This window comes from Kitasatospora sp. NPDC001119, assembly GCF_053598475.1.
In genome coordinates this window covers 1-22,890 of the sequence record NZ_JBSFKI010000065.1, presented here as the reverse complement: position 1 = coordinate 22,890, position 22,890 = coordinate 1, and the positions used below count along the sequence as shown (strand labels likewise).

Sequence of the window (22,890 nt, the reverse complement as noted above, 5' to 3'; positions counted from 1 at the left end):
TGATGGTCGAGGCGGTGGAGGGGGTGGGTCGTGTTGATTCGTGCGTACAAGTTCTTGATGCGGCCCACCGTGGGCCAGCAGCAGGCACTGGCTGAGATGCTGCGGGACCACTGCTCGCTCTACAACGGGGCGTTGCAGGAACGACGTGATGCCTGGCGGCATGTCTCCAGGACGACGGTCCGCTACGGCGGGCAGTCCGCGCAGCTCAAGGAGATCCGGGCGTTCGACCCGGAGTGTCAGGGCCGGTGGTCCTTCTCCTCCCAGCAGGCCACGCTTCGACGGCTGGACAAGGCGTTCGCCGCGTTCTTCCGCCGGGTCAAGTCCGGCGAGAAACCCGGCTACCCGCGCTTTCGGGGCGTGAACCGGTTCGACACGGTGGACTTCCCCAGAAACGGTGACGGCTGCCGCTGGGACTCGACCCCGCACGACCCGGTGACCCGTGTCCGTTTCCAGGGCGTCGGCCACGTCAAGGTGCATCGGCACCGTGCGGTGGTCGGCACGGTCAAGACCGTGTCCGTCAAGCGTGAGGGCAAGCGCTGGTACGTGGTGCTGACTGCCGAGCAGGCCCGGCCCGATCCGCTGCCCGCGACCGGCAGCGTGGTCGGCATCGACATGGGCATAGCCAACTTCCTCGCCGACTCCGACGGCGAGTTCGTTGCCAACCCCCGCCACGGCCGGAAGGCCGCCGCGAAGCTCGAAGCCGCCCAGCAGGCCCTCAGCCGGTGCAAGCGCCGTGGCAATCGCCGCCGCAAGGCTGTGGAGACCGTGGCCGGGCTGCACCGTAAGGTCCGCCGTCAACGGCTCGACCATGCCCACAAGACCGCCCTCGGACTGGTCCGCGCGCATGATCTGATCGCACACGAAGACCTCAAGATCCGCAACATGGTCAAGGCCCCCGCGCCGAAACCCGACCCCGAACAGGCAGGCGCGTTCCTGCCGAACGGGGCTGCGGCCAAGGCCGGACTCAACCGCTCGATATCGGATGCCGGATGGGGGGTGTTCCTCACGATCCTGCACGCCAAGGCTGAAAGCGCCGGACGGGAAGTGATCGCCGTGGACCCCCGCAACACCTCCCGGACGTGCCCCGCATGCGGACACACCACGGCGGAGAACCGGCCCACCCAGGACACCTTCCACTGCACCGGCTGCGCCCACCGGGCACACTCCGACACGGTGGGAGCCGTCAATGTTCTACGGGCCGGGCTGGCCCGTCGCAACGCCCGGAAGGGTTAGCGAGAAGCCCCCGGCTTCAGCCGGGGGAGGAGTCACGACGATCACCCTCCGGCCGGGAATCACCGTGCTGTTCACCGGCGACTCGACCACCGACTGCCGCCGCCGGGAGAGCGGGGACGGCCTCGGGCACGGCTACCCGCTGCGGGTCGCCGGCGAGTGGGCCCACCGCCACCCCGACCGGCCGGTGACCTGGCTGAACACCGCGAACGCGGGCGACAAGGTGACGGACCTGGAAGCCCGCTGGCGGACGGACGTCCTCGACGCGCGCCCGGACGTCGTCTCGATCCTCGTCGGGGTCAACGACGCGGGCCGGCCCATCCTCGACCCGCGGGGGTACCCGATCCCCGCCGAACGCTTCGAGGCGGGCTACGACCGCCTCCTCGCGCCCCTCGCCGAAGCGGGCACGGAACTCGTCCTCATCGAGCCGTTCCTCCTGCCGATCCGCGGCACCGTCGAGGCCGGCGCCGCGCTCATCGGCGAGAAGGAACGCGAGCGGTGGCGCGCCGACCTGGACCCGAAGATCCAGGCCGTCCGCAGGCTCGCCCGCCGCTACGGGGCCCACCTGCTCGCCGCCGACGGCAGGTTCGCCGAACTCGCCGCGACGGCCGGAGCCGAGTACTGGGCCGAGGACGGCGTCCACCCGACGCCGGCCGGCCACGCCGCCCTCGCGGCGGCCTGGCTTCGGCTGGTCGCCTGACCGGGCTCGGGCCTGCCGCCGGGCCCCCGCCGTCAGCCCCGTAGCCGTGCCGCCACCGGCCGGTGGTCGCTGGGGGTGGCGGGCAGGGTCCAGGTGGCGGTGGCGGGGAGATCGCGGGTGAGGATGTGGTCGATCCGGGCCAGGGGGAGGGCGGACGGCCAGCTGAAGCCGAAGCCGCTGCGCGCGGGGGTGAGGCGGCTGGTGAGCGGGGCGAGGGCGCGGTCGTCGGCGGCGGTGTTGAGGTCGCCCAGCAGCAGGACCCGGCGCAGCGGTTCGGCGTCCAGGGCCTGGCCGAGGGCGGCGATGTCACGGTCGCGGTGGGCGGTGGCGAAGCCGGTGGCGGTCATCCGCACCGAGGCGAGGTGGGCGACGTAGACGGCCAACGACCCGCCGGGGGCGCTGACTTCGGCCCGCAGGGAGCGGTTCCAGCCGGGGTCGATGACCAGCCGCCGGGACTCCGTCACCGGGTAGCGGCTCCACAGCGCGACGGTGCCGGTGCGGGCGTGGTGGGGCAGCGCCTTGTCCAGCACGCCCTGGTAGGCGGGCAGGGCGGCGTCGGTGACCTCCTCCAGCGCGACCAGGTCCGGGTCGGCGGCGAGCAGGGCGCGGGCGGTGCCGGCCGGGTCCGGGTTGGCGGCGTTCACGTTGTGGGTGACCACCGTCAGCCCCGGCCCGCCGGTCCCGCCCGTCGACGCCCCGTGCGCCGGAGCCCCGCCGCCCAGCAGCAGCGGCCCGAACGCCACCGCCCACACCACCGCCAGCACCCCGCCCGCGCAGGCCGCTGCCGGTGCCCGGCGCAGCGCCGCGCACAGCAGCGCCGCCACCGCCACCAGGGCGCTCCAGGGCAGGGCGCTCTCCCACAGGCTGCCCAGGCCCACGCCCAGTTCCGGCACCAGCCGGTGGCCGCCCAGGGCGAGCGCGGTGAGCAGCCCGAGCGCGGCGGGCACGCGCCCGCGCCGCCACCGGGGGACGGCGCGCCAGCGGGGTGCGGCCCGTCGGCGGGGTTCGGCTTGTCGCCCCCGTGCGGCCCGTTGCCCTCGTGTGATCGGCCACCGGGGTGCGGCCAGCCACCGGCGTACGGCCCACCACCCGGGTGCGGACCGTCGCCGGGACGGCCGGGCGGCCCCGGCGCTCGCCCCGGAGGACGTCCCGGCGGGCGTGTCGGAACCGGCTGAAGCGGTCATGGCGCGCCCCCTCACCCTGCGGCGTCCGGCAGCGGCGCCGGGCAGGTCCCGCCCGGCGTTGTGAGCAGTTCGAAGTGCCAGATCTCGTTGGCGTACACCTGGCACAGCCCGTACCGGGCGCCGTTCTGGATCAGCCAGTAGTCGGCGCTGGTCGGGCCGACGTCCACCGCCTTGCCGCTGACGTGCGCGGACTTCTCCGGCGTGTTGACGAACTTCCGGGCCTGCTCCAGGCTCCCGTACTTGACCACCCCCCGGTCCAGCAGCCGCTGCTGGTAGGCCTTGCTGCGCCAGCCGGAGGTGACGGTCATCTCGATGCCCTTGGCCCGCGCGTCGACGGCCGCCTGCTGCAGGGCCTCGCGCAGCGGACCGTCCAGGTTGCCCACGGCGGGGGAGCCGGTGTCGGAGGGGGTCAGCGTCCGGCCGTCGGGTATCTCCCCGTCCGCCTCCGCCTCCGTCGTGACGGGCGGGGCGGTGACGGGCTGGGCGGTGACGGTGGCCGCCAGGGTGCGCAGGACGGCCTCGGTGCCCGGCGGGTCGGCGGCGCACGCCCCGGCCAGGGCCAGCACCGCCGTCGCGGCGGCGCCCGCGGCCAGCCGCCGCTGCCGTCCGCTCCGTGCGCTCGTCCCCGTGGCCGTCCCCGTCTTCGTCTCCGTGCCCGTGGCCGTGCTGGTCCCCGTCTCCGTCGGGGTGTCCGTCGTGTCCATTTCCTGCCTCCCGGTGGTGCTCGTCCGTTGCCGGACCATTGGAGGAAAGTCGGTGTTGCGAGGACGTCTGCGCAGGCCGATACGTTTTCGATAGGCCCCATCGGGTCCAATGGGTACGAACAGCGGAGCGAGGGAGAACGGCACGTGCGGGTCCTGGTGGTGGAGGACGAGATCTACCTCGCGGAGGCGGTCCAGGCCGGACTGCGGCTGGAGGCGATGGCCTGCGACATCGTCACCGACGGCGACGCGGCGCTGGAGCGCCTGGCCGTCCACAGCTACGACGTCGTCGTCCTCGACCGCGACATCCCCGGCACCCACGGCGACGACGTCTGCCGCAGCATCGTCGAGCAGGGCCTGGGCTGCCGGGTGCTGATGCTCACCGCCGCCGCCCGCCTGAACGAGAAGGTCGCCGGCTTCGAACTCGGCGCCGACGACTACCTCACCAAGCCCTTCGACCTCGCCGAACTCGTCGTCCGGCTGCGCTCGCTGGCCCGCCGCCCGGCCCAGGCCGCGCCGCCCGTCCTGGAGTACGCCGGGCTGCGCCTGGACCCCTTCCGCCGCGAGGTCTACCGCGACGGCCGCTACGTGGGCCTGTCCCGCAAGCAGTTCGCCGTCCTGGAGGTCCTGATGGCGGCGCACGGCGGCGTCATCAGCGCCGAGGACCTGCTGGAACGCGCCTGGGACGAGAACGCCGACCCCTTCACCAACGCGGTCCGCATCACCATCTCCGGCCTGCGCAAACGCCTCGGCGACCCGTGGGTGATCCAGACCGTGCCGGGCGTGGGCTACCGCCTCACCGACCCGCGCCAGGAAGGCACCCCGCAGTGAACCCCGACCCCGGTTCCTCCTCTTCCGCCTCCGGACGCCGTACGGGCGGACGCCGCACCGGAACCCGCCCGCGCCGACTGACCGCCCGGATGCGCCTGACCCTCAGCTACACCCTCTTCGCCGTCACCGCCGGCGTCCTCTGCCTCGCCGTCGTCTACGTCGGCATGCGCTACGTGCCCAACTACCCCCTCACCTCCTCCAACCCGCGCTACCGCTCCGACGCCCCCTCCCGCCAGGAGATCCTGCGCTCCCTGCTCACCGCCAGCGGCTACGCCCTGGCCCTGCTGACCGCCGTCGGCCTGGTCGGCGGCTGGCTGATCGCCGGCCGGGTGCTGCGCCCGCTGCAGGACATCACCCGCGCCGCCCACCGCGCCGCGGGCGGGGCACTGGAACACCGCATCGCCCTCACCGGGCCGCGCGACGAGTTCACCGACCTCTCCGACGCCTTCGACGAGATGCTCGCCCGCCTCCAGCACTCCTTCGAGGCCCAGCAGCGCTTCGCCGCCAACGCCTCCCACGAACTGCGCACCCCGCTGGCGATCACCCACACCATGCTCCAGGTCGCCGCCGCCGACCCGTCCGGCCAGGACTGGGGCCGGCTCGTCAGCCGCCTCCAGGACACCAACCAGCGCGGCATCGAGATCAGCGAGGCCCTGCTCCAGCTCGCCGACCTCGGCCACGCCCCGCCCGACCTCGCCCCCACCGACCTCGCCACCGCCACCGGCGAGGCACTGGCCGCCGTCCGCGACGAGGCCCGGACCCTCGGCGTCACCCTCACCGCCGACCTGCGCCCCGCCCCGACCGCCGGCAACCCCGTCCTGCTGCGCCAGGCGGCCGTCAACCTGCTGCACAACGCGCTGCGGCACAACCTGCCGACCGGCGGGCGGGTCACCGTCGCCACCGGGGCCGACCCCGAACGGCCCGGGCGGGTGCGCCTGACCGTCGCCAACACCGGCCCGCGGCTGACGGCGGAGGCCGTGGCCACCTTCACCGAACCGTTCCTGCGCGGCCGCGGGCGCACCGCCGAGACCGACCCGGCCCGCCGCGGCCACGGCCTGGGCCTGGCCATCGTCGCCGCCGTCACCGACGCCCACCACGGGGCCCTCCACCTCGCCCCCGAACCCGCCGGCGGCCTCCGCGCCACCCTCGACCTGCCGGGCCTGCCCGGTCTGCCCGGTTCTCGTTGACGTCACGGTGGAAGAGCCGTGTGGGAAGGTGGCGGCCATGCCGCAGCTCGGTCGCCGCCTCCGTTCCCTCCGATTCACGCTCGGGCTCGCTCCGACGGGCTTCGCCGCAAGCCGGGAGACGGGCGACCCGGCCCTGGAGCACGCCCTGGCCGGCCCGGCGACGCTCTGCGGCATCCCCCGGCGCCGGGTGACGGTCTACCGGCATCCGTTCGTCGCGAGGAAGCGGCCCGGAAGCTGCCCGCGGTGCAGGGCGAAGGCCGTCGACGCCCCGTCCGGGCCCTGAGCGGAGTCGGCTTCGAAGCCGACCGGGACGGCCGCACCGCCTGCCGTCGCCGAGTACGACCGGTCGCCGAGCACGGCCGCAGGCGTCCGCCGCCGATCGTCCTCAGCCGGTCACGGGGAAGCGGTCGATGTTGCGTTCCACCCAGGTGCGCAGGTGCGCCAGCGGGGCGCAGGCGTCCACGCCCAGCGGGGTGAGGCTGTACTCGACCCGCGGGGGGACCTCGGCGTGGATCTCGCGGTGGACCAGGCCGTGCTCCTCCAGCCTGCGCAGGGTCTGGGTGAGGACCTTCGGGCTGACGCCCTGCAGGCGGGTACGCAGTGCGCCGAAGCGCTGCGGGCCGTCCTCCAGGGCGCCCAGGGCGAGGGCGCTCCACTTGTTGGCCAGCAGGTCGAGCATGTCGCGGCAGGGGCAGGCCGCGGCGTAGACGGACTTGGGGTCGGTGCAGTCGGGGGCGTGGGTCTTCGCCGTACGGGTCGTCGTCACGCGCCGATGGTACCCATTGGTACCCGTCGGGTACTGCTTCGGTACCCAACGGGTACCAATGGTCCTTGCGGGTAACCACTACCTTCCGCATACCGTCTCCGACGTGCCCGGACACCCCGGGCGCCCCGAGGAGGAGAGCCCTGATGACCGCCGCGCCCGCGACGCCCCCGACGCCCGAGACCGCCGGGATCCCGGCGACGATGCCCGCCGTCGCCTACCGCCGGAGCCTGCCGGTCGACGACCCGCGGAGCCTGCTCGACGTCGAGCTGCCGGTGCCCCGGCCGGGCCCGCGCGACCTGCTGGTGCGGGTCGAGGCGGTGGGCGTCAACCCGGTGGACCACAAGGTCCGCCAGAGCGCCGACCCGGGCGGCGAGCCGCGGGTGCTGGGCTGGGACGCGGCCGGCACCGTGGTCGCGGTCGGCTCGCGGGTGGAGCTGTTCCGGGTCGGCGACGAGGTGTACTACGCCGGAGCCCTGGACCGGCCCGGCGCCGACTCCCGCTACCACGCGGTGGACGAGCGCCTGGTCGGCCGCAAGCCCGCCACCCTCTCCTTCGCCGGGGCCGCCGCGCTCCCGCTGACCGCGCTCACCGCCTGGGAGGGCCTCTTCGAACGCCTCGGCCTGGGCACCGGCGGACCGGAGCAGGGCGGCACCCTGCTGGTGACCGCCGCCGCGGGCGGCGTCGGCTCCCTCGTCACCCAGCTCGCCCGCGCCCTCACCGGCCTGACGGTGATCGGCACCGCGTCCCGCCCGGAATCGGCCGACTTCGCCCGCCGCATGGGCGCCGACCACGTGATCGACCACAGCCGCCCGCTCGGCCCGCAGCTGGCCGAGGTCGCCCCCGGCGGCCTCGACCACGTCTTCAGCACCGTCGCCACCGACCGCAACCTCACCGCCTACGCCGAGGCCCTGAAGCCCTTCGGCGGCATCGTCGCCGTCGACGACTTCGACTCCCTGGACATCGGCGTCCTCAAGGGCAAGAGCATCTCCTTCCACTGGGAGTTCATGTTCACCCGCTCCCTGCACGCCACCGCCGACCGGGCGGTGCAGCACCGCATCCTCGACCGGGTCGCCCGCCTGGTGGACGCGGGCGTCCTCACCACCACCGCCACCCGCGACCTCGGCCCCGTCAACGCCGCCAACCTCCGGGCGGCCCACCGCCTCCAGGAGTCCGGTACGGCGATCGGCAAGACGACCCTCACCGGGTTCTGAGCCGGTGCCCTCCCGCCGCACCGGCCAGATCGAGGCCCTCATCGCCACCGGCGCCGGGGCGGTGGCGGCCCTGGCCGCCCGGGCCCTGCTGTCCGGCGTCTACCAGCACCACGGGCAGGACCCGACCGTGCCTACCTGGCTCGACGCCGCCGTGCTGGCCACCGGCGCCGCCACGGCCGCCCTGCTCTACCGGTGGCTGCGCCGCCGCCCGGGAGACTGACCCCCGCCCCCGCCCGCGCCCGCCGGATCCCCGTTCCGCCCGTGCCGGCGCGGTCGCCCTCGGCGGGTGCGGGTGCGGGTGCGGGTGCGGGTGCGGGAGTGGGGGAGCGGAAGTGGCGGTGGATCCGGTGCGGGTCTGCCAGGCTGTTCCGGTGTTCGAATTCCGTCTCTGGCTTGCCGCGTTCCCGGAACCCGTACCCGAAGCCGAAGCCCGCAGCTACTGGAACCTGAAGGACCACCCCACCCCGCACCTCGACGGAGCCCTGAGGCGCGCGGACTACGTCTACGTCGGCGCCTGGGGGGACAGCCACCTGTCGGACGAGCCGCAGTCCGGCCGCTGCCCCGCCGTCAGGATCTTCGACTGGTTGTTCTACCGCGGGACCATCGACAGCTACCAAGCGCCGCTTCTCGACGCCCGGTTGAGGGACGAACTCATCAGGATCCACCAGCCCCGCCCGGGTGACCTGCCCGCGGAGTCCACCGACGCGGAGACGATCGCTGCGTTCCTCACGGCGCACCTCGGCCGGTACCTGCTGCCCGAGGAGGAGCCACCGGCCACGGCATGAAACGTCGGCCGGGCCGGCTTCCCGCTCCCGCAGGCCGGGCGGGGCCTCCCGGTCAGGGGACGGACCGTCCCGCCAACCGGCCGGTGCGGCGCGGGAAGTCGGACGGGCCGACTTCCCGCGCCGGGCGGCTGCCGAGGGCGCGGCGCAGGTGCCGGATCTCCGCGTGGGCCTCGGCGAGTTGGCGGCGGACGTCGGGCTGGGAGGACGGCGGGGGCGGCGCCCCGGCGGTGCGGCGCAGGGCCGCGACCCACTCGTCCTCCTCCGCCGGGCCCACCCCGCAGGCCCGGACGAACTCGACGAGGACCCGCTCGGTGCAGTCCCGCTCGCCCGCCAGCACCCCGTGCAGGGTGCTGCGCGGCAGGTGGCTCACCGCGCCCCGCACCGCGCGGGTCTCCAGCTCGCGCAGGGTCGGGCTCCCGGCGCGCAGCCGCAACCGCCGCATGGCGACGAGCAGTTCGGAACGCTCCGTGACGTACCGCAGGGCCCGGTGCGCGGCCGGTCCGCAGCCCGCGACCTTCCCCCTCCGGCCGGGTCTGCGGGCGTCGGCGCGCAGCCACAGCCGCTCGGCGGTGCGCACCGAGCCGCCGCAGGCCCGGACGTAGGCCTCGGTGACCGGCCAGGTCGGCACCGTACGGCCCTCGTCCGCGCGGGAGAGGGTGGCGAGGGAGACGGGCCGGGTGAATTCGACGGTCTTGCGCGCCATCTGGCTGTAGGTGAGGCCGGAGCGCTCGCGCAGTCCGCGCAGCCACCGCGCGAGCGTCCGGACCTCCTTGTCCTGCTCAGCCAGGGCGCTGTTCAGGCGCCCCACCGGCCGCCTCCTAGCGGGCCCGGCGGACGGTGAGCGCCTCGGCCAGGCGGCGGACCAGCTCTATGCCGAGCAGTCCGGCGCCGGCCAGGGTGGCGACGGCGGTGCGGGCGGGGGTGCCGAGGGTGGTCAGGGCGGTGGTGAGGAGGAGGACGACGACCACGAGCACGGTGGCCGGGACCGGCACCGGGATGCCGGGGGCCGTCCGGACCTCGACGCACGCCGCGTTCGCGGCCGGGGTGTACTGCTGTTCCATGCGGTCTCCGCTTCGCTGGGTTGCGGTTGCTGCCACTCGACCGGGGTCCTCACGCGTGCCCGTCCGGCCTTCCAGAGCCGGGCGGGCTGGACACCCACGCACAGGGTCGCCGTGTACCACGGGGGCGGTCCAACGGTTTACGCCGCCGTTTCTCGCCTTGTCCCAGCCAAAATTGAAAAACCGTCAGCAGGAATTCGCAGCTCACGGCCGTCCGGCCGTCCGCACCCCCGGGTCCCGCTGCCCGCCGCGTCCGACCTCCCGCGCGCTTTCGGGCTTGCCGCGAGGAAGTCGAAACGCCATCCTCAGTGGATATCGGCGGGGTGAGCGCCCCGCACCAGCCCCGCCCCCGGCCAGGAGCCGGAGGTGCCAGGGCCCGGCGCGGCATTGGCCTGTCGCGCCCCATGCACGCGGTCTCCCCGGCCGTTGCCACTCGACACCACCCAGGGGATCCGGCTTGCCCTGTTCCAGCAGGGCGGGCCAGCTGCGGCACCTTCTGCCGCGCCGAAGTCCGCACCACCGGGCCGGTCGGTCCGTCGGCCGGCTGCCGGTCAGTCGGTCGGCCGGCCCGCCTGCCGGTCCGTCGGCCGGTCCTCCCGCTGGTCGTCCCGCTGGTCGTCCTGCCGGTCCGCCGCGACCGGCAGCAGGCCGCGCTCGCCGAACACCTTCTTGGCGACGAAGGTGGCGTTCAGGGCCTTCGGGAAGCCGCAGTAGCCGGCGGAGTGCAGCAGCGCCTCGACGATCTCCTGCGGCGTGAGCCCGACGTTCAGCGAGGCGTTGACATGGACCTCCAGCTGCGGCTCGCACCCGCCGAGCGCGGTGAGCATGCCCAGGGTGACCAACTGCCGATCGCGCGGCGGCAGCCCCGGCCGGCTGTAGATCTCCCCGAACCCCCAGGCGACCACCTGGTGCCCGAGCTCCGGACTGACGTCGCCCAGCGCGTCCACCACCCGCCGCCCGACCTCGCCGTCGATCCGCTCCAGCACCTCCAACCCGCGCGCGAAACGCTCCCGGCGGACCTCGGCCTCGTGCGCGGACCTGCTCATCGGCGCCGCTCCTCTCCCGTTGCCGCGCCGCCGACCACGTGCGGCGGCGACCACGGCAGAAACCGTAGAACTTGGAGTGCACTCCACCTCAAATCCGACACGCACCCCGCCCCGCAGGAAAATTTGCGGTCCAGACCCCCTGAAATGCCATAACTATGCCCTGGCTGTGCCGAAAGATTTCCTGCGGCCGTACCATCCGAGGGAACGGCCGCAGCCCCCGCGGCCGCGCCCAGAGTCCCGAGTCCCGCGAGACGGAGTCACCGTGCCCCCGAACGTCTTCCGCAACGGCATCGGACGGCTGCTCCCCGCCCGCGGTCCTGACGGCCTGAGAGTCTGGAGCATCGACCAGGCACCGAGGAGCGCCCTGTACGGCGCCCCCGTCGAGGCAACCATCCTCCTCGAAGACACCGACGACCTCGACCGGGCCGACCTCCCCCTGGTCGCCGAGGTCCTCGGCAGGATCGACCACTACCTCGAGACGGCGCTCCACTTCGTGCGCGAGGCAGTGGCGGCCGACCCGGCGCTCTTCGGCCTCACCGAAGCGGAGTCGCGGCCCTACCTCCGCCTGCCGGCCGCGGACTTCCCATTGGACTCCCCCCAGCTCAACTTCTACCTCGACGAGTGGCACCTCCACTTCGCCGAAGGCCGCCTGCCCATCTGCGACCCCTACGGCCTGGCGGTCGTCTTCGACGGCCAACAGCCACTGAGAGTGGAAGACCTGAGCGACGCCACCCCCATCGACCCCGACACCACCGAGATCCCGGGCCGGCAGAACTCCTGACCCACCCCTCGCCCACCCCGACTTTCCACGCCATGCCACTCCCGCCACCCCTAGCCCACCCGCAGTTCCCCGGGCCCCGGCCCGCACAGAATGGAGGGTGGGCGTGCGGGCCGGAGCGGAAAGTCAGCGGGCCCGACTCCCCGCGCCGTGTCACCTGCTGTAGGACGTCGCCAGGTTCGAGTTCCTACGCTGCGCCGGTCCAGCCGCCCCTCGTCCACCGCAGATCGGCTGGCACTTCCTTATCCCGGGTGTTCGGGCCCGACCTGCACCGCTTCGGCGGGTGGGCACGGGGGCTGGAGCGAGAAGTCGGCGGGCCCGACTTCCTGTGCTTCGTTGCTCCGGACCCCTCGCCCCTGCTCCGCTGGGTGGGGATGTGGGCGGGGTGATTGAGAAGCCGGTGGGCTCGACTTCCTGTGTGCGGCACTCCCATCACCCCCCCACATCGCTCTGCCGGGTGGGGGTGGGGGGTTGGAATGGAGTGAGAAGTCGGAGGGGTCGACTTCTCGTGCCGCATCGATGTTCGCCGGGTGCAGCTCGGTCAGCCTTGCTCGTCCGCCCGCAGGTTGGCTGGCAGTCCCTCTTTTTGGGCCCTGGCCTGCGCGGTGTGGCGGGTGGGCACGGGGGCTGGAGTGGGAAGTCGGCGGGTCCGACTTCTCGTGCTGCGCGACTCCGTTCCCTTCCGGCTTCGCTGGGTGAGGGAGGGTGAAATGGGAAGTCGGATGGCTCGACTTCCCACGCTGCGTTGGTCTGTTGATGGCTGCGGCGAGCGGATCGGAGTGAGAAGTCGATGGGGCCGACTTCCTGTGCTTCGCTGCTCTGTACCCTCGCCCCTGTTCCGCTGGGTGGGGATGCGTGGGCGGGTGAGTGGGAAGTCGGTAGGGCCAAGGCCTCGTGCGCGCGGGGCGGCTGGTGGGGGAGCGCCCGTGCGAGGTGGATCGGGAAGTCGGCGGGCTCGACTTCCTGTGCTGCGTTGGGAAGTTGGTGGAGCGACTGCGGTGAGCGGGCCGGAGTAGGAAGTCGGCGGGTCCGACTTCTCGTGCCGGGTAGGGCAGTTGATGGGGAAGCGCCCGTGTGAGGTGGAGTGGGCAGTCGACGGGGTCGACTGCCCACTGTGTTGCGCTGGGCGGTTGGTGGGGTGGGTGCGCGGGTGGGTGAGTGGGAAGTCGGCGGGGCCGACTTCCCATGCTGCGCGGGTGGTTGGTGAGGAAGTGCCCGCGCGGGGTGGAGCGGGAAGTCGGTAGGGCCGACTTCCCGCGTTGCGCTGGGTGGGGCGGGGGGTCAGGAGCGGTGGTACTGGATGGGGGTGGTGACTTCGGCGCCGAGGGTGGTGGCGGCGTGGCGGGCCCAGTAGGGGTCGCGCAGCAGTTCGCGGCCGATCAGGACGGCGTCGGTGCGGCCTTCGGCGAGGAGGGTCTGGGCCTGGGCGGGGTCGGTGATCAGGCCGACGGCGGCCACCGGCAGGTCGGTCTCGCGGCGTACGGCCTCGGCGAAGGGCACCTGGAAGCCGGGCGCGGCCTCGATCCGGGCGTCGGGGACGAGGCCGCCGGTGGAGACGTCGAGCAGGTCGACGCCGTGGGCCCGGAGCTCCTTGGCGAGGCGGACGGTGTCCTGGGAGGTCCAGCCCTCGCGGCCGTCCTCCGGGTTCTCGGTGAGCCAGTCGGTCGCGGAGACGCGGAAGAAGACCGGCAGGTCCTCGGGCCACACCGAGCGGACGGCGTCGACGACCTCCAGCGCGAAGCGGATGCGGCCCTCGAAGGAGCCGCCGTAGCCGTCGGTGCGCCGGTTGGTGTGGGGGGAGAGGAACTGGTGCACGAGGTAGCCGTGGGCGCCGTGGACCTCGGCGACCTGGAAGCCGGCGTCGAGCGCGCGCCGGGCGGCGTCGGCGAACTGCCGCACGATCTCGCCGATCTGCTCCTCGGTGAGCTCGTCCGGCGTGGTGTGGGCGGGGGAGAAGGCCTCGGCGCCGGGGCCGACCGGGGTCCAGCCGTGCTCCTCGTCCGGGGCGACGGGGCGTCCGCGGTCGACCCAGGTGCGCTCGGTGGAGGCCTTGCGGCCGGCGTGGGCGAGCTGGATGGCCGGGACGGTGCCCTGGCTCTTCAGGAACGCGGTGATCCGGCGGAAGGCGGCGGCCTGCTCGTCGTTCCAGATGCCGAGGTCGTACGGGCTGATGCGTCCCTCGGGGCTGACCGCGGTGGCCTCCGTGATGATCAGCCCGGTGCCGCCGGCGGCGCGGGCCGCGAGGTGGGTGAAGTGCCAGTCGGTCGGGACGCCGGCCGCGGCGCCGTCCGGGGCCGCGCTGTACTGGCACATCGCCGGCATCCAGATCCGGTTGGGGACGGTCAGGGACCGCAGGGTGAGCGGGGCGAAGAGAGAGGTGCTCATGTCGGACTCCCGGTGGGGTCGGCTGACGCCAGGACGCAGGTGAAGCAAGGATGCAGGGTGAAGCAAGGGCGAGCATGCAACTTTTGCAGCTGCATTTACACTCGTAAACAATAGTTGCGTGCGCACGGACTCGCAAGGGTTCCCCGTCGGCGCGCCCTCCCGACACCCTCCCACCTGCGACAATCGCTTCCATGATCGAATCCGCAGCCACCAGCATCCCGGAAACGCCCCTCACCGTCGCCGCCGCCGCGATCATCCGGGACGGCCGGCTCCTGGTCGTCAGCAAGCAGGCCGCCCCCGAGGTCTTCTACCTCCCCGGCGGCAAGCCCGACCCCGGCGAGGACGCCCTCCAGGCGCTGGCCCGCGAACTGGGCGAGGAGCTCGGCGCGGCCCCGGTCGACCCCCGCCACCTCACCGACATCCGCGCCACCGCCGCCCTCGAAGGCGTGCCCATGCTGATGACCGTCTTCACCGCCACCCTGGACCGCGAGCCCGTCCCCGCCGCCGAACTCGCCGACCTGCGCTGGACCGACGGCCGCGACGACACCCTGCGCCTGGCCCCCGCCGTCCGCGACCACCTCCTGCCCCTGCTGCGCGAACGCGGCGACCTGGCCTGACCCGCGGGCCCGGCCCGGAAACCGTTTCGGCCCCCGCCCAGGCGGGCGGGGGCCGAAACGGCACGGACGGTCCTCCGTCAGCGCGCCGTCTGCGCCACCCGCTGCGCCGGAACGGCGCCCCGCGCGGTCCGCGCGCCGGCGGAGGCACCAGCAGGGGCAGCAGGGGCGGCGGGGGAGGCACCCAGCGCGGTGCCGCGGGTCTCCTCCGCCCACGCCACGCAGACCAGCAGCCCGAGAGCGGTGACCCCGGCGGCGATCAGCATGGTCGGACCGGTGCCCAGCCCGGTCAGCGACAGCGGCAGCAGGTAGGTGCCGACGGCCGCGCCGATCCGGCTCACCGAGGTGGCGACGCCCACGGCGGTGGCCCGGATCTCGGTCGGGAACAGCTCGTTGGGGTACGTCCAGTCGAGCACGTTGGGCCCGCCGCACAGGAAGGCGTAAGCGCACAGCGCCAGCAGCGCGATCGCGGCCGGGGCGGTGGGCCACACGCCCAGCAGCGCCAGCGGGACGGTCATCAGCGCGAAGGACCAGATGATGACGGGCCGCCGGCCGCGGGTGTCGATCAGGCGCAGCGCCGGGTAGCAGCCGAGCAGGAAGACCAGGCTGATCAGGCCGGTGCCGAGGGTCTCCATCACGGTGCCGCCCGGCATGCCGAAGGAGGAGAGGATCTGCGGGCCGAAGGTGAGCATCGCGAACAGCGGGCCGACCTGGCACATGAAGAACAGGCCGCAGAACAGGGTGCGGCGCCGGTAGGGCTGGGTCATCAGCAGGCGCAGTCCGGCGGGGCGGCCGCGCTCGGCCGGATCGGGCATCAGCTCCCGGCCGTCGACCCGGACCCCGAGGTGCTTCTCGACCACCCGCACCGCGTCGCCGACCCGCCCGTTGGCGGCCAGCCAGCGCGGCGACTCCGGCGAGCCGCGGCGGATCACCAGGAACACCACGCACAGCACCGTGGAACTCGCCAGCATCCACCGCCAGCTGCCCGGCCCGGCCAGCTCCAGGAACAGGTAGCCCACCACGTAGGCGAGCACCGAGCCGGCGTACCAGGCGACGATCTGCTGCCCGAGCAGGCGGCCGCGCTTCTTGGCGGGCAGCCACTCGGCGAGCAGCGAGGTGGCGATGGGGTAGTCGGCGGCCACGGCCATGCCGAGCACGAAGCGCAGCAGGGTGATCGCCCACACCGCGTCCACCCAGAAGGAGAGCACCGAGCAGGCGACCATCACGAGCAGGTCGGCGGTGTACATCACCTCCCGGCCGATCTTGTCGGTCAGCACGCCGAAGAGCGCGCCTCCGACGAACATGCCGACCAGGGCGGCGGCGCCGATCAGGCTGACCTCGGCGGTGGAGAGTCCGAGGTCCGGGCGCATCCCGATCAGGGCGACGCCGACGATGCTCAGGATGTAGCCGTCGAGCAGGGGTCCGCCCGAACAGGCGAGGGCCAGCCTGCGGTGGAACGCGGTATACGGGGCGTTGTCGATGGTCTGGGACATGTACTTGGGGTCCTCCGGAGCGTACGGCACGCACTGCGCACCGTGCGCCGGGTAGACGGCAGGGGAAGACGCCGCCCACCTCGGACGGCGCCACCGCCCGGTCACAACGGGCGACCGTCCACGGTTGCCCCGGTTCCGAGGGGGCGCCACCGGGGCGAAGGTCGAGGGGATTCGCGACCAAGGTCCCGAAGCGGACGGGCCCTTCGCCCGTGCCGCCACGGCGCCCGCCCAGTCCCGCCACGGGGCCGCGCCGCCGGGCGCCGCGAACGCGCGCCGGACGTGACCCTGGTCACTTCGGACCGTCAACGACCCCTGGAATGTGGCCCATTCCACACCGGGGCGGTGCCCGTCCGTACGGGACCGACCCCGCCGCGTCACCGCCGGGGCGCCGGCACGAGCCCGCCGTGAGCGCGGCGTCAGCCCGTTGTGAGCCCGTCGTCAGCTCCTCCCGGAGGGCCGCCCGAGCCCGCGCCCGCGCCCGCCAGCGGCACGGCGACGTCCGCGACGTGCTCCTGCGGCCCGGCGGTCGCCCAGTTCGGGTGGTACACCTCCCGGTTCGGCCCGCCCCGCCCGTACCCGCGCGCGGCGACCCAGGCGGCGACCGCGTCGTGGGCGGCGGCCATCGCGGCGGTGCGCCGGCGGGTCAGGGCGGTGTACGCCTCGCGGTGCGCGGGCTCGATGCGCACCGCGAACGGGCCGTGCGGCCCGACGCCGTGCGGCCCGACCGCGTTCGGGGTGGGGGCGCAGACCTCGACCAGGGCCTCGCAGTCCTCGCCCACCAGGCCGTGGTAGACCGCGAACAGCGGCCCCGACAGGCACGCCCCCGCCTCCCGCAGCCGGCCGAGCAGCAGCCCGGAGGCCTCGGCGAGGAAGCCGGGCAGCGCGGCGGCGTCCACGTGCCGCCGGACGAACAGGACGTGCTGCTCGGGCACGTCGCGCTCGGCGACCTCGAACACGGCCGTGCCCCGTCCGGCCAGGACCTCGCGGGCGTAGCCCACCGCCTCCCGGCGGGCCGCGTGCTCGGCCTCCCGCTCCCGCCAGTACGCCAGCAGCTCCCGTTCGCCCGCGTCGCCGTCCGACTCGGCCGCGTCCAGCACCGCCGCGATCCGCGCCAGCGGCAGCCCGGCGGCGCGCAGCAGCGCGATCCGCCGGGCCCGCTCGACCTGCGCCGGGCCGTACCGCCGCACGCCGGTGCGCGGGTCGACCAGGGCGGGCGGCAGCAGCCCCCGCGCGCCGTAGAGCCGCAGGGCCTTGAGGCTGAGCCTGGTCCGGGCGGCGAGTTCGCCGATGGTGATCGTGTCGTCCTGCACGCCCGCCACTGTGCCCCCTGCCCCAGGGGGAGGGGCAAACGCCGAACGCGGAAGGGGACGAACACGGAAGGGGGCGGACACGGAGAGGCGAGCCGCACCCCCTTTGTGGCGGTACGTCAGCCTTCCCACCGGATCCGCCCGCCTGTTCGCGGCGCCGAGCGGGCCGGTTCACCGGCGCGTGAACTGGAGGCCGTCCGTGCACGGTTGACTTCCCGCGACCTGGGAGGAAACGCCCCCGGGCCGCACCGTCCGCGGGCGAACGGCACTTCCGGCGCCCCGCACGCCGCCGGAGACGCCCGAGCCCGCCGCCGCACGAGGAGACCCCCATGCCACCCCCGCCCGCCGGCACCCGCACCCGCACCCGCCGCCGCGCCCTGGGCGCGCTCGCGCTGGCCACCGCGCTGGCCGCCGGCCTGCCCGGCCTCGCCGCACCCGCCTGGGCCGCACCGGTCCCCGCGCCGAGCCGGGCGCAAGCCGACCCCGGCCTGGTCCTGGACCGCCCCGGGGAGTCGGTGGTCACCCGCCGCGAGGTCACCCCCATCGCTCCCGGCCTGACCATGACCTCCTTCGACCGCCTCGGCGGCCCGGGCTGGATCCGCGGCAAGGTCCTCGTCGCCGACCTGGACACCGAGGGCCTGAGCGTCGACTACCTGTCCTCCGGCAAGGTGACCACCCGCCAGAGCGTCACCGACATGGCCCGCGGCGCCGGAGCCGTCGCCGCGATCAACGGCGACTACTTCGACATGAACGCCTCCGAGGCCCCTCTCGGCGTCGGCGTCTCCCGCAAGGACGGCCTGGTCCAGGCCCCCGTCGAGGGCTGGAACCAGGCCGTCACCGTCGGCACCGACGGCCTCGCCCGGATGGCCCAGGTCTTCCTGGAGGGCCACGCGAGCCTGCCCGGCGGCCGCGAGCTGACGCTGAACGGCGTCAACACCTACGGCCTGCCCGCCGACGGCGTCGGCGTCTTCACCCCCGCCTGGGGCGACGCCACCCGCGGCAACGTCGCCAACGGCTCCGCCGAGGTCGCCGAGGTCGAACTGCGCGACGGCCGGGTCACCGCCGTCCGCGACACGCTCGGCGCCGCCGTCCCCGAGGGCGCCACCGTCCTGGTCGGCCGCGAGGCCGGCGCCCGCGCCCTGCGCGACCTCAGGCCCGGCGACCGGGTCTCCGTCGGCTACCGCCCGCGCGCCTCCTTCGGCGAGGTCGCCGTCGCCGTCGGCGGCTACCAGGTCCTGGTCGCCGACGGCGTCGCCCAGCACTCCGGCGAGAACGACGGCAACGAGCTCAACGCCCGTACCGCCGTGGGCTTCTCGGCCGACAACCGGCGCATGTACCTGGTCACCGTCGACGGCCGGCAGGCCGACAGCCCCGGCATCAGCCTCCCCGACCTCGCCGTCCTGATGCGCGACATGGGCGCCCACAACGCCCTCAACATGGACGGCGGCGGCTCCGCCGCGATGGCCGCCCGCCTGCCCGGCGCCGAGCGGGCCGGCACCGTCAGCAGCCCCTCCGACAACGGCGGGGAGCGCGCCGTCGCCAACGGCCTCGGCCTGTTCTCCACCCCCGGATCCGGCCAGGCCAAGGGCTTCCGGCTGCGCCCGGCCCCGGCCGTGGACACCGCCGCCCGCCTCTTCCCCGGCCTGCACCGCACCGTGCGCGCCCTGCCCCACGACGAGGCGTACGGCGCCGTCACCGCGACGGTGCCCGCCACCGCGTGGTCCACCGCCACCGGCGCCACCGTGAGCGTCGAGGGCCGCGGCCTGGACGCGGTCGTCACCGGCCGCGCCCCCGGCGCCGCCGAGGTCGCCGTCACCGCCACCGGCGCCGCGAAGGCCGTCCTGCCGCTGACCGTGCTCGGCCCGGCGGTACGCGTCAGCGCCGGCAGCGCGCCGATCGCCCTCGAAGGCGCCGGCGCCACCGCCCGCCTCACCGTCACCGGCTACGACGCGCTCGGCCACACCGCACCCGTCGAGGCCGCCGACGTCAAGGTCACCGGCGGCGAGGGCGTGGTCGAGACGAGCGCCGCCCCCGACGGCACCATCGCCCTCAAGGCCCTGGCCGACGGGAAGTCCGCCACCCTCAAACTGACCGTCGGCACCCTGGAGAGCGCCGTCGCCGTCACCGTCGGCATGACCGAGAAGCCGTTCGCCGACTTCTCCGACGCCGCCGCCTGGAAATCCGGCAACGACCGCGCCCCCGGCGGCTCGACGGCCCCCGCCCCCGGCCCCGACGGCACCCACGGCCTGCGCCTGGCCTACGACTTCACCCACTCCACCGGCACCCGCGGCCAGTACGCCATCGCCCCCGAGGGCATCGTGCTGCCCGGCCAGCCCCGCTCCATCACGATGTGGATCGAGGGCGACGGCAACGGCGCCTGGCCGCGCGTCCAGTACCGCACCGCCGCCGGCGTCACCGCCAACCTCGACGCCCCGATGGTCACCTGGACCGGCTGGCGCAAGGTCGAGTTCCCCGTCCCCGCCGGCGTCCAGTACCCGCTCACCTTCCAGCGCTTCCGCCTGATGGAGACCAGCGCCGCCCGCTCCTACACCGGCGCCCTCACCCTCGCCGACCTGCGCGTCAAGGTCGCCCCCGACGTCGAACTGCCCGTCCAGCCCAAGGTCACCGACCCCGTCGTGCTCACCCACGGCACCGTCGACGGCCGCCCGCTGCGCGTCGCCGTCATGTCCGACGCCCAGTTCATCGCCCGCAGCCCCGACAGCGACATCGTCCAGGCCGCCCGCCGCACCCTGCGCGACATCGCCGCCGCCAAACCCGAACTCCTCGTCATCGACGGCGACTTCGTCGACGAGGCCGCCCCCGCCGACTTCGCCCTCGCCCGCACGCTCCTCGACGAGTTCGACCAGCTCACCGGCCGCACCGTCCCCTGGCACTACGTGCCCGGCAACCACGAGGTCATGGGCCCCGGCACCATCGACAACTTCAAGGCCGCCTTCGGCGACACCACCCAGGTCTTCGACGTCAAGGGCACCCGCTTCGTCACCCTCAACAGCTCGCTCGGCACCCTGCGCGGCAGCGGCTTCGACCAGATCGCCACCCTGCGCACCGCCCTCGACGGCGCCGCCCAGGACCCGTCCGTCACCGGCCTGCTGCTCTTCGAGCACCACCCCACCCGCGACCCGCTGCCCGACCAGGGCAGCCAACTCGGCGACCGCAAGGAGGCCGCCCTCGTCGAGCAGTGGCTCGCCGACTTCCGCACCAAGGGCAAGTCCGCCGCCATGGTCACCGGCCACGTCGGCGCCTTCCACGCCCAGAGCATCGACGGCGTCCCGCACCTGATCAACGGCAACTCCGGCAAGGGCCCCGCCGCCGAACCCGACCGCGGCGGCTTCACCGGCTGGACGATGCTCGGCGTCAACCCCGCCGCCGGCCGCGTCACCGACCCCTACGCCACCGCCGACGACACCTCCGCCTGGCTGCGCGCCGAGGTCCGCGCCCGCGCCGACACCGTCGACCTCCAGGCCCCCACCGCCCTCGGCCTGCTCGAAACCGCCCCCGTCCACGCCACCTTCACCCAGGACGGCGAGCGCACCGTGCCCGTCGCCTGGCCCGTCACCGCCCAGTGGGGCGGCACCGCCGTGCACATCGGCACCGCCGCGAGCGCCCCGCGCACCGCCGTCGCCGCCTACGACCCGGCCACCGCCACCCTGACCGGGCTGCGCCCCGGCAGCGGGACGCTGAGCGTCACCGTCGGCGGGGTGACGGCCGAACAGCCGCTCACCGTCGGCGCGTTGCCCGCCTGCACCACCACCGTGCGCGGCCGGCACTCCTCGCTCGCCGTCACCTCGGGCGTCACCTGCCTCCAGGGCGCCACCGTCGACGGCCCGGTCCTGGTGCAGCCCGGAGCCTCCCTGGTCGCGCTGGACTCCACCCTGTCCGGCCCGCTCTCCGCCCGCGGCGCGAACACCCTGGTGCTGAGCGACACCACCGTCAACGGCCCGGTCGCCGTCAGCGGCACCACCGGCACCACGGCGATCCTGCGCGCCACCCTGTCCGGCCCGCTCCACCTCGCGCTCAACAAGGGCGCCACCCTGCTGGCCGGCACCACCGTGCGCGGCCCGCTGGACTGCTCCGGCAACACCCCGGCCCCGGTGAACGGCGGCCTCGCCAACACCGTGAGCGGCCCGAAGGGCGGCCAGTGCGCGAAGCTGTGACCGACCGTCGGTGACACGCCGTCAGTGACCCACCGCAGGCCCGGACCGTGACGCACGGTCCGGGCCTGCGGTGCCGTGTCCTACGTGGCCTGGTGGCGCTTGACGAGGTCCTGCACGGACGTGGGAACGGGGGTGCCCGGCGGGACGTGCTTGTCGGGGACGGGATCGCCGTACGTCTGGCGCACGGTGAGGGTGCCGCCCCAGGCGTGGGGGTAGTCCAAGTCCCGCTGGGTCTCGTGTTCGGGCCCGTCGGGGTGGGTCGCGATCTTGGCGTGGACGGTCGTCTCCTTCTCGTCGAGGTCGACGGAGAGGACCCCGATGGTGGGGTGATTCTGCCCGTCCGTGTTCAGGTCGGTGTCGTCGATGGGGCGCAGCTCGCTCCAGCGGTTGGGGATGACCTGGTCGCTCAGCGCGTGGAAGGTCTTCGCGCGCACGGAGGGGTCGACCTTCCTGGCGACGCCGTTGACGACGACGGAGCGGTAGTCGAGGGAGGTGCTGATGGCCGCGCGGCCGACGACGAGGCCGTCGACGACGGTGGCGGTCAGGCTGACGGACACGCCGTCATCGCTCCACAGGTGCTTCAGTGAGACCGGGATCCAGTCCGGGTAGTAGATGGACCCGTGCAGGTAGAGGAGCCTCCTGCCGTCTTCCTCGTGGTAGGCGTAGACCATGGGGACGCATCGGGGCCTGATCGTCAGCTGGCCGTCCAGGGTGCTGATCTCGAGGTGCGCGACGGTGCAGACGAAGCCCGCCTGGAGGATGGGGACCCAGTCGTTCGGGTCGGTGCTCACCTGAGTCCTCTTGGCGAACGCCGCGGCGTCCGACGACCCTGTGACGGTGCCCGGTTCCTGGGACATGGCGGACATGGCGGTTCCTTCGCGACGGGGGCGGGGGAGGGGCCCGGCTCCGCGGGTGACGGGAGCGGGCCCGGGACACGGGTCATGCCTACGGCACGGCGGGCGCCCGACGGGCCCCAACGTGCGCACGGCGGTGGCGGATCACCCCGCCAGAGCAACGACCCCGCCGGCCGCGACCGCGGGACGCCGGGACGTTCCGATGCGCCATCCGGCCGTCCGCCGTTGGGACGGGAGCGCCCCGCGGCCGTGGCCGGCGGCTTCGGCCGGTCGGCTGACGGGGGCCGGTCGAGGCGGCCGGAAGAACGTTTCGGCTTTTCCGGCCGGTTGTCGAAGGGGGTAATTCCTCATACCGGCAAGGGGATTCACGGACCGGTGACGCCCATGCGTGTCCGGTCGGCGGCGGGCCGGGGCGCAACCATACTCGTGGACGCCGAGACCGGAGAGGCGATCCGAAAAGGGGACGCCGCCGCGGCGGACGCGAAAGGGAGAGTCATGCCGGACAACGACGAGTACCCGAAGCCCCTCCAGGAGTTCCTCGACAGGATCGACGGCTGGTACCAGACCAATCACGAGGGCTTCAAG

General features: G+C 74.2%; 20 protein-coding genes. 10 read left to right on the top strand and 10 right to left on the bottom strand.

Going from position 1 to position 22,890, the window contains the following annotated elements; all coding sequences use genetic code 11:
• The first annotated feature begins 33 nt into the window (after positions 1 to 33).
• Together ACWDD9_RS41655 and ACWDD9_RS41650 are read left to right on the top strand one after the other, a co-directional pair.
• Positions 34 to 1,233, top strand: a complete 1,200-nt coding sequence (locus tag ACWDD9_RS41655) for an RNA-guided endonuclease InsQ/TnpB family protein (protein ID WP_449814533.1) — start codon at positions 34 to 36, stop codon at positions 1,231 to 1,233.
• A gap of 64 nt (positions 1,234 to 1,297) precedes the next feature.
• Entirely contained in the window at positions 1,298 to 1,930 is a 633-nt protein-coding gene (locus ACWDD9_RS41650; protein ID WP_449814520.1) for a GDSL-type esterase/lipase family protein, read from the top strand.
• Between the two features lie 32 nt (positions 1,931 to 1,962).
• Here ACWDD9_RS41650 and ACWDD9_RS41645 read toward each other — a convergent pair whose 3' ends face one another.
• Positions 1,963 to 2,877 carry an endonuclease/exonuclease/phosphatase family protein gene (locus ACWDD9_RS41645; protein WP_449814519.1) on the bottom strand — a complete coding sequence of 305 codons (915 nt, stop codon included), beginning with the start codon at positions 2,875 to 2,877 and terminating at the stop codon, positions 1,963 to 1,965.
• A 248-nt stretch (positions 2,878 to 3,125) separates the two neighbouring features.
• A complete protein-coding gene (locus ACWDD9_RS41640; protein WP_449814518.1) occupies positions 3,126 to 3,818 on the bottom strand; it encodes a M15 family metallopeptidase in 693 nt (230 codons plus the stop codon).
• A gap of 144 nt (positions 3,819 to 3,962) precedes the next feature.
• Between ACWDD9_RS41640 and ACWDD9_RS41635 the strand changes: the two genes are divergently transcribed.
• The gene (locus ACWDD9_RS41635; RefSeq protein WP_074005305.1) at positions 3,963 to 4,646 is read left to right on the top strand and encodes a response regulator transcription factor; all 684 of its coding nucleotides are present in this window, start codon (positions 3,963 to 3,965) and stop codon (positions 4,644 to 4,646) included.
• Complete coding sequence (locus ACWDD9_RS41630) at positions 4,643 to 5,833, top strand: sensor histidine kinase (RefSeq protein WP_449814517.1); 1,191 nt, start codon at positions 4,643 to 4,645, stop codon at positions 5,831 to 5,833. The genes ACWDD9_RS41635 and ACWDD9_RS41630 overlap by 4 nt, the downstream gene beginning before the upstream one ends.
• 385 nt (positions 5,834 to 6,218) lie before the next feature.
• Here the strand turns inward: ACWDD9_RS41630 and ACWDD9_RS41625 are convergent, their stop codons facing one another.
• Complete coding sequence (locus tag ACWDD9_RS41625; RefSeq protein ID WP_074005307.1) at positions 6,219 to 6,599, bottom strand: winged helix-turn-helix transcriptional regulator; 381 nt, start codon at positions 6,597 to 6,599, stop codon at positions 6,219 to 6,221.
• Between the two features lie 143 nt (positions 6,600 to 6,742).
• Between ACWDD9_RS41625 and ACWDD9_RS41620 the strand changes: the two genes are divergently transcribed.
• The 3 genes from ACWDD9_RS41620 to ACWDD9_RS41610 all read left to right on the top strand — a co-directional run bounded on the left by ACWDD9_RS41620 (position 6,743) and on the right by ACWDD9_RS41610 (position 8,595).
• A complete protein-coding gene (locus ACWDD9_RS41620) occupies positions 6,743 to 7,810 on the top strand; it encodes a zinc-binding alcohol dehydrogenase family protein (protein ID WP_449814516.1) in 1,068 nt (355 codons plus the stop codon).
• A 4-nt stretch (positions 7,811 to 7,814) separates the two neighbouring features.
• A complete protein-coding gene (locus ACWDD9_RS41615; RefSeq protein ID WP_449814515.1) occupies positions 7,815 to 8,030 on the top strand; it encodes a hypothetical protein in 216 nt (71 codons plus the stop codon).
• 151 nt (positions 8,031 to 8,181) lie between these two features.
• On the top strand, positions 8,182 to 8,595 hold the full coding sequence (locus ACWDD9_RS41610; RefSeq protein ID WP_380777536.1) for a hypothetical protein: 414 nt from the start codon (positions 8,182 to 8,184) through the stop codon (positions 8,593 to 8,595).
• Positions 8,596 to 8,647: 52 nt separating this feature from the next.
• Here ACWDD9_RS41610 and ACWDD9_RS41605 read toward each other — a convergent pair whose 3' ends face one another.
• The 3 genes from ACWDD9_RS41605 to ACWDD9_RS41595 form a co-directional block, all read right to left on the bottom strand.
• Complete coding sequence (locus ACWDD9_RS41605) at positions 8,648 to 9,403, bottom strand: helix-turn-helix domain-containing protein (RefSeq protein WP_449814514.1); 756 nt, start codon at positions 9,401 to 9,403, stop codon at positions 8,648 to 8,650.
• 10 nt (positions 9,404 to 9,413) lie between these two features.
• Entirely contained in the window at positions 9,414 to 9,656 is a 243-nt protein-coding gene (locus tag ACWDD9_RS41600; protein ID WP_449814513.1) for a hypothetical protein, read from the bottom strand.
• Between the two features lie 548 nt (positions 9,657 to 10,204).
• Positions 10,205 to 10,699 carry a carboxymuconolactone decarboxylase family protein gene (locus ACWDD9_RS41595; RefSeq protein WP_449814512.1) on the bottom strand — a complete coding sequence of 165 codons (495 nt, stop codon included), beginning with the start codon at positions 10,697 to 10,699 and terminating at the stop codon, positions 10,205 to 10,207.
• Between the two features lie 262 nt (positions 10,700 to 10,961).
• Here ACWDD9_RS41595 and ACWDD9_RS41590 point away from each other — a divergent pair, with 262 nt between their 5' ends.
• Complete coding sequence (locus ACWDD9_RS41590) at positions 10,962 to 11,480, top strand: hypothetical protein (protein ID WP_449814511.1); 519 nt, start codon at positions 10,962 to 10,964, stop codon at positions 11,478 to 11,480.
• 1,278 nt (positions 11,481 to 12,758) lie between these two features.
• On the opposite strand, the gene ACWDD9_RS41585 is transcribed toward ACWDD9_RS41590, so the two are convergent.
• Entirely contained in the window at positions 12,759 to 13,862 is a 1,104-nt protein-coding gene (locus ACWDD9_RS41585) for an NADH:flavin oxidoreductase/NADH oxidase (protein ID WP_449814510.1), read from the bottom strand.
• A 191-nt stretch (positions 13,863 to 14,053) separates the two neighbouring features.
• Between ACWDD9_RS41585 and ACWDD9_RS41580 the strand changes: the two genes are divergently transcribed.
• Positions 14,054 to 14,479, top strand: coding sequence for an NUDIX hydrolase (locus ACWDD9_RS41580; protein ID WP_388048259.1), 426 nt, complete (start codon positions 14,054 to 14,056; stop codon positions 14,477 to 14,479).
• Between the two features lie 77 nt (positions 14,480 to 14,556).
• On the opposite strand, the gene ACWDD9_RS41575 is transcribed toward ACWDD9_RS41580, so the two are convergent.
• Positions 14,557 to 15,969, bottom strand: coding sequence for an MFS transporter (locus ACWDD9_RS41575; protein ID WP_074005316.1), 1,413 nt, complete (start codon positions 15,967 to 15,969; stop codon positions 14,557 to 14,559).
• A gap of 416 nt (positions 15,970 to 16,385) precedes the next feature.
• Positions 16,386 to 17,279 carry a MerR family transcriptional regulator gene (locus ACWDD9_RS41570; RefSeq protein ID WP_449814509.1) on the bottom strand — a complete coding sequence of 298 codons (894 nt, stop codon included), beginning with the start codon at positions 17,277 to 17,279 and terminating at the stop codon, positions 16,386 to 16,388.
• Positions 17,280 to 17,605: 326 nt separating this feature from the next.
• Here ACWDD9_RS41570 and ACWDD9_RS41565 point away from each other — a divergent pair, with 326 nt between their 5' ends.
• Positions 17,606 to 21,451, top strand: coding sequence for a phosphodiester glycosidase family protein (locus tag ACWDD9_RS41565; RefSeq protein WP_449814508.1), 3,846 nt, complete (start codon positions 17,606 to 17,608; stop codon positions 21,449 to 21,451).
• Between the two features lie 80 nt (positions 21,452 to 21,531).
• Here ACWDD9_RS41565 and ACWDD9_RS41560 read toward each other — a convergent pair whose 3' ends face one another.
• Positions 21,532 to 22,317, bottom strand: coding sequence for a pyridoxamine 5'-phosphate oxidase family protein (locus ACWDD9_RS41560; protein ID WP_449814507.1), 786 nt, complete (start codon positions 22,315 to 22,317; stop codon positions 21,532 to 21,534).
• Positions 22,318 to 22,890 lie beyond the last annotated feature (573 nt).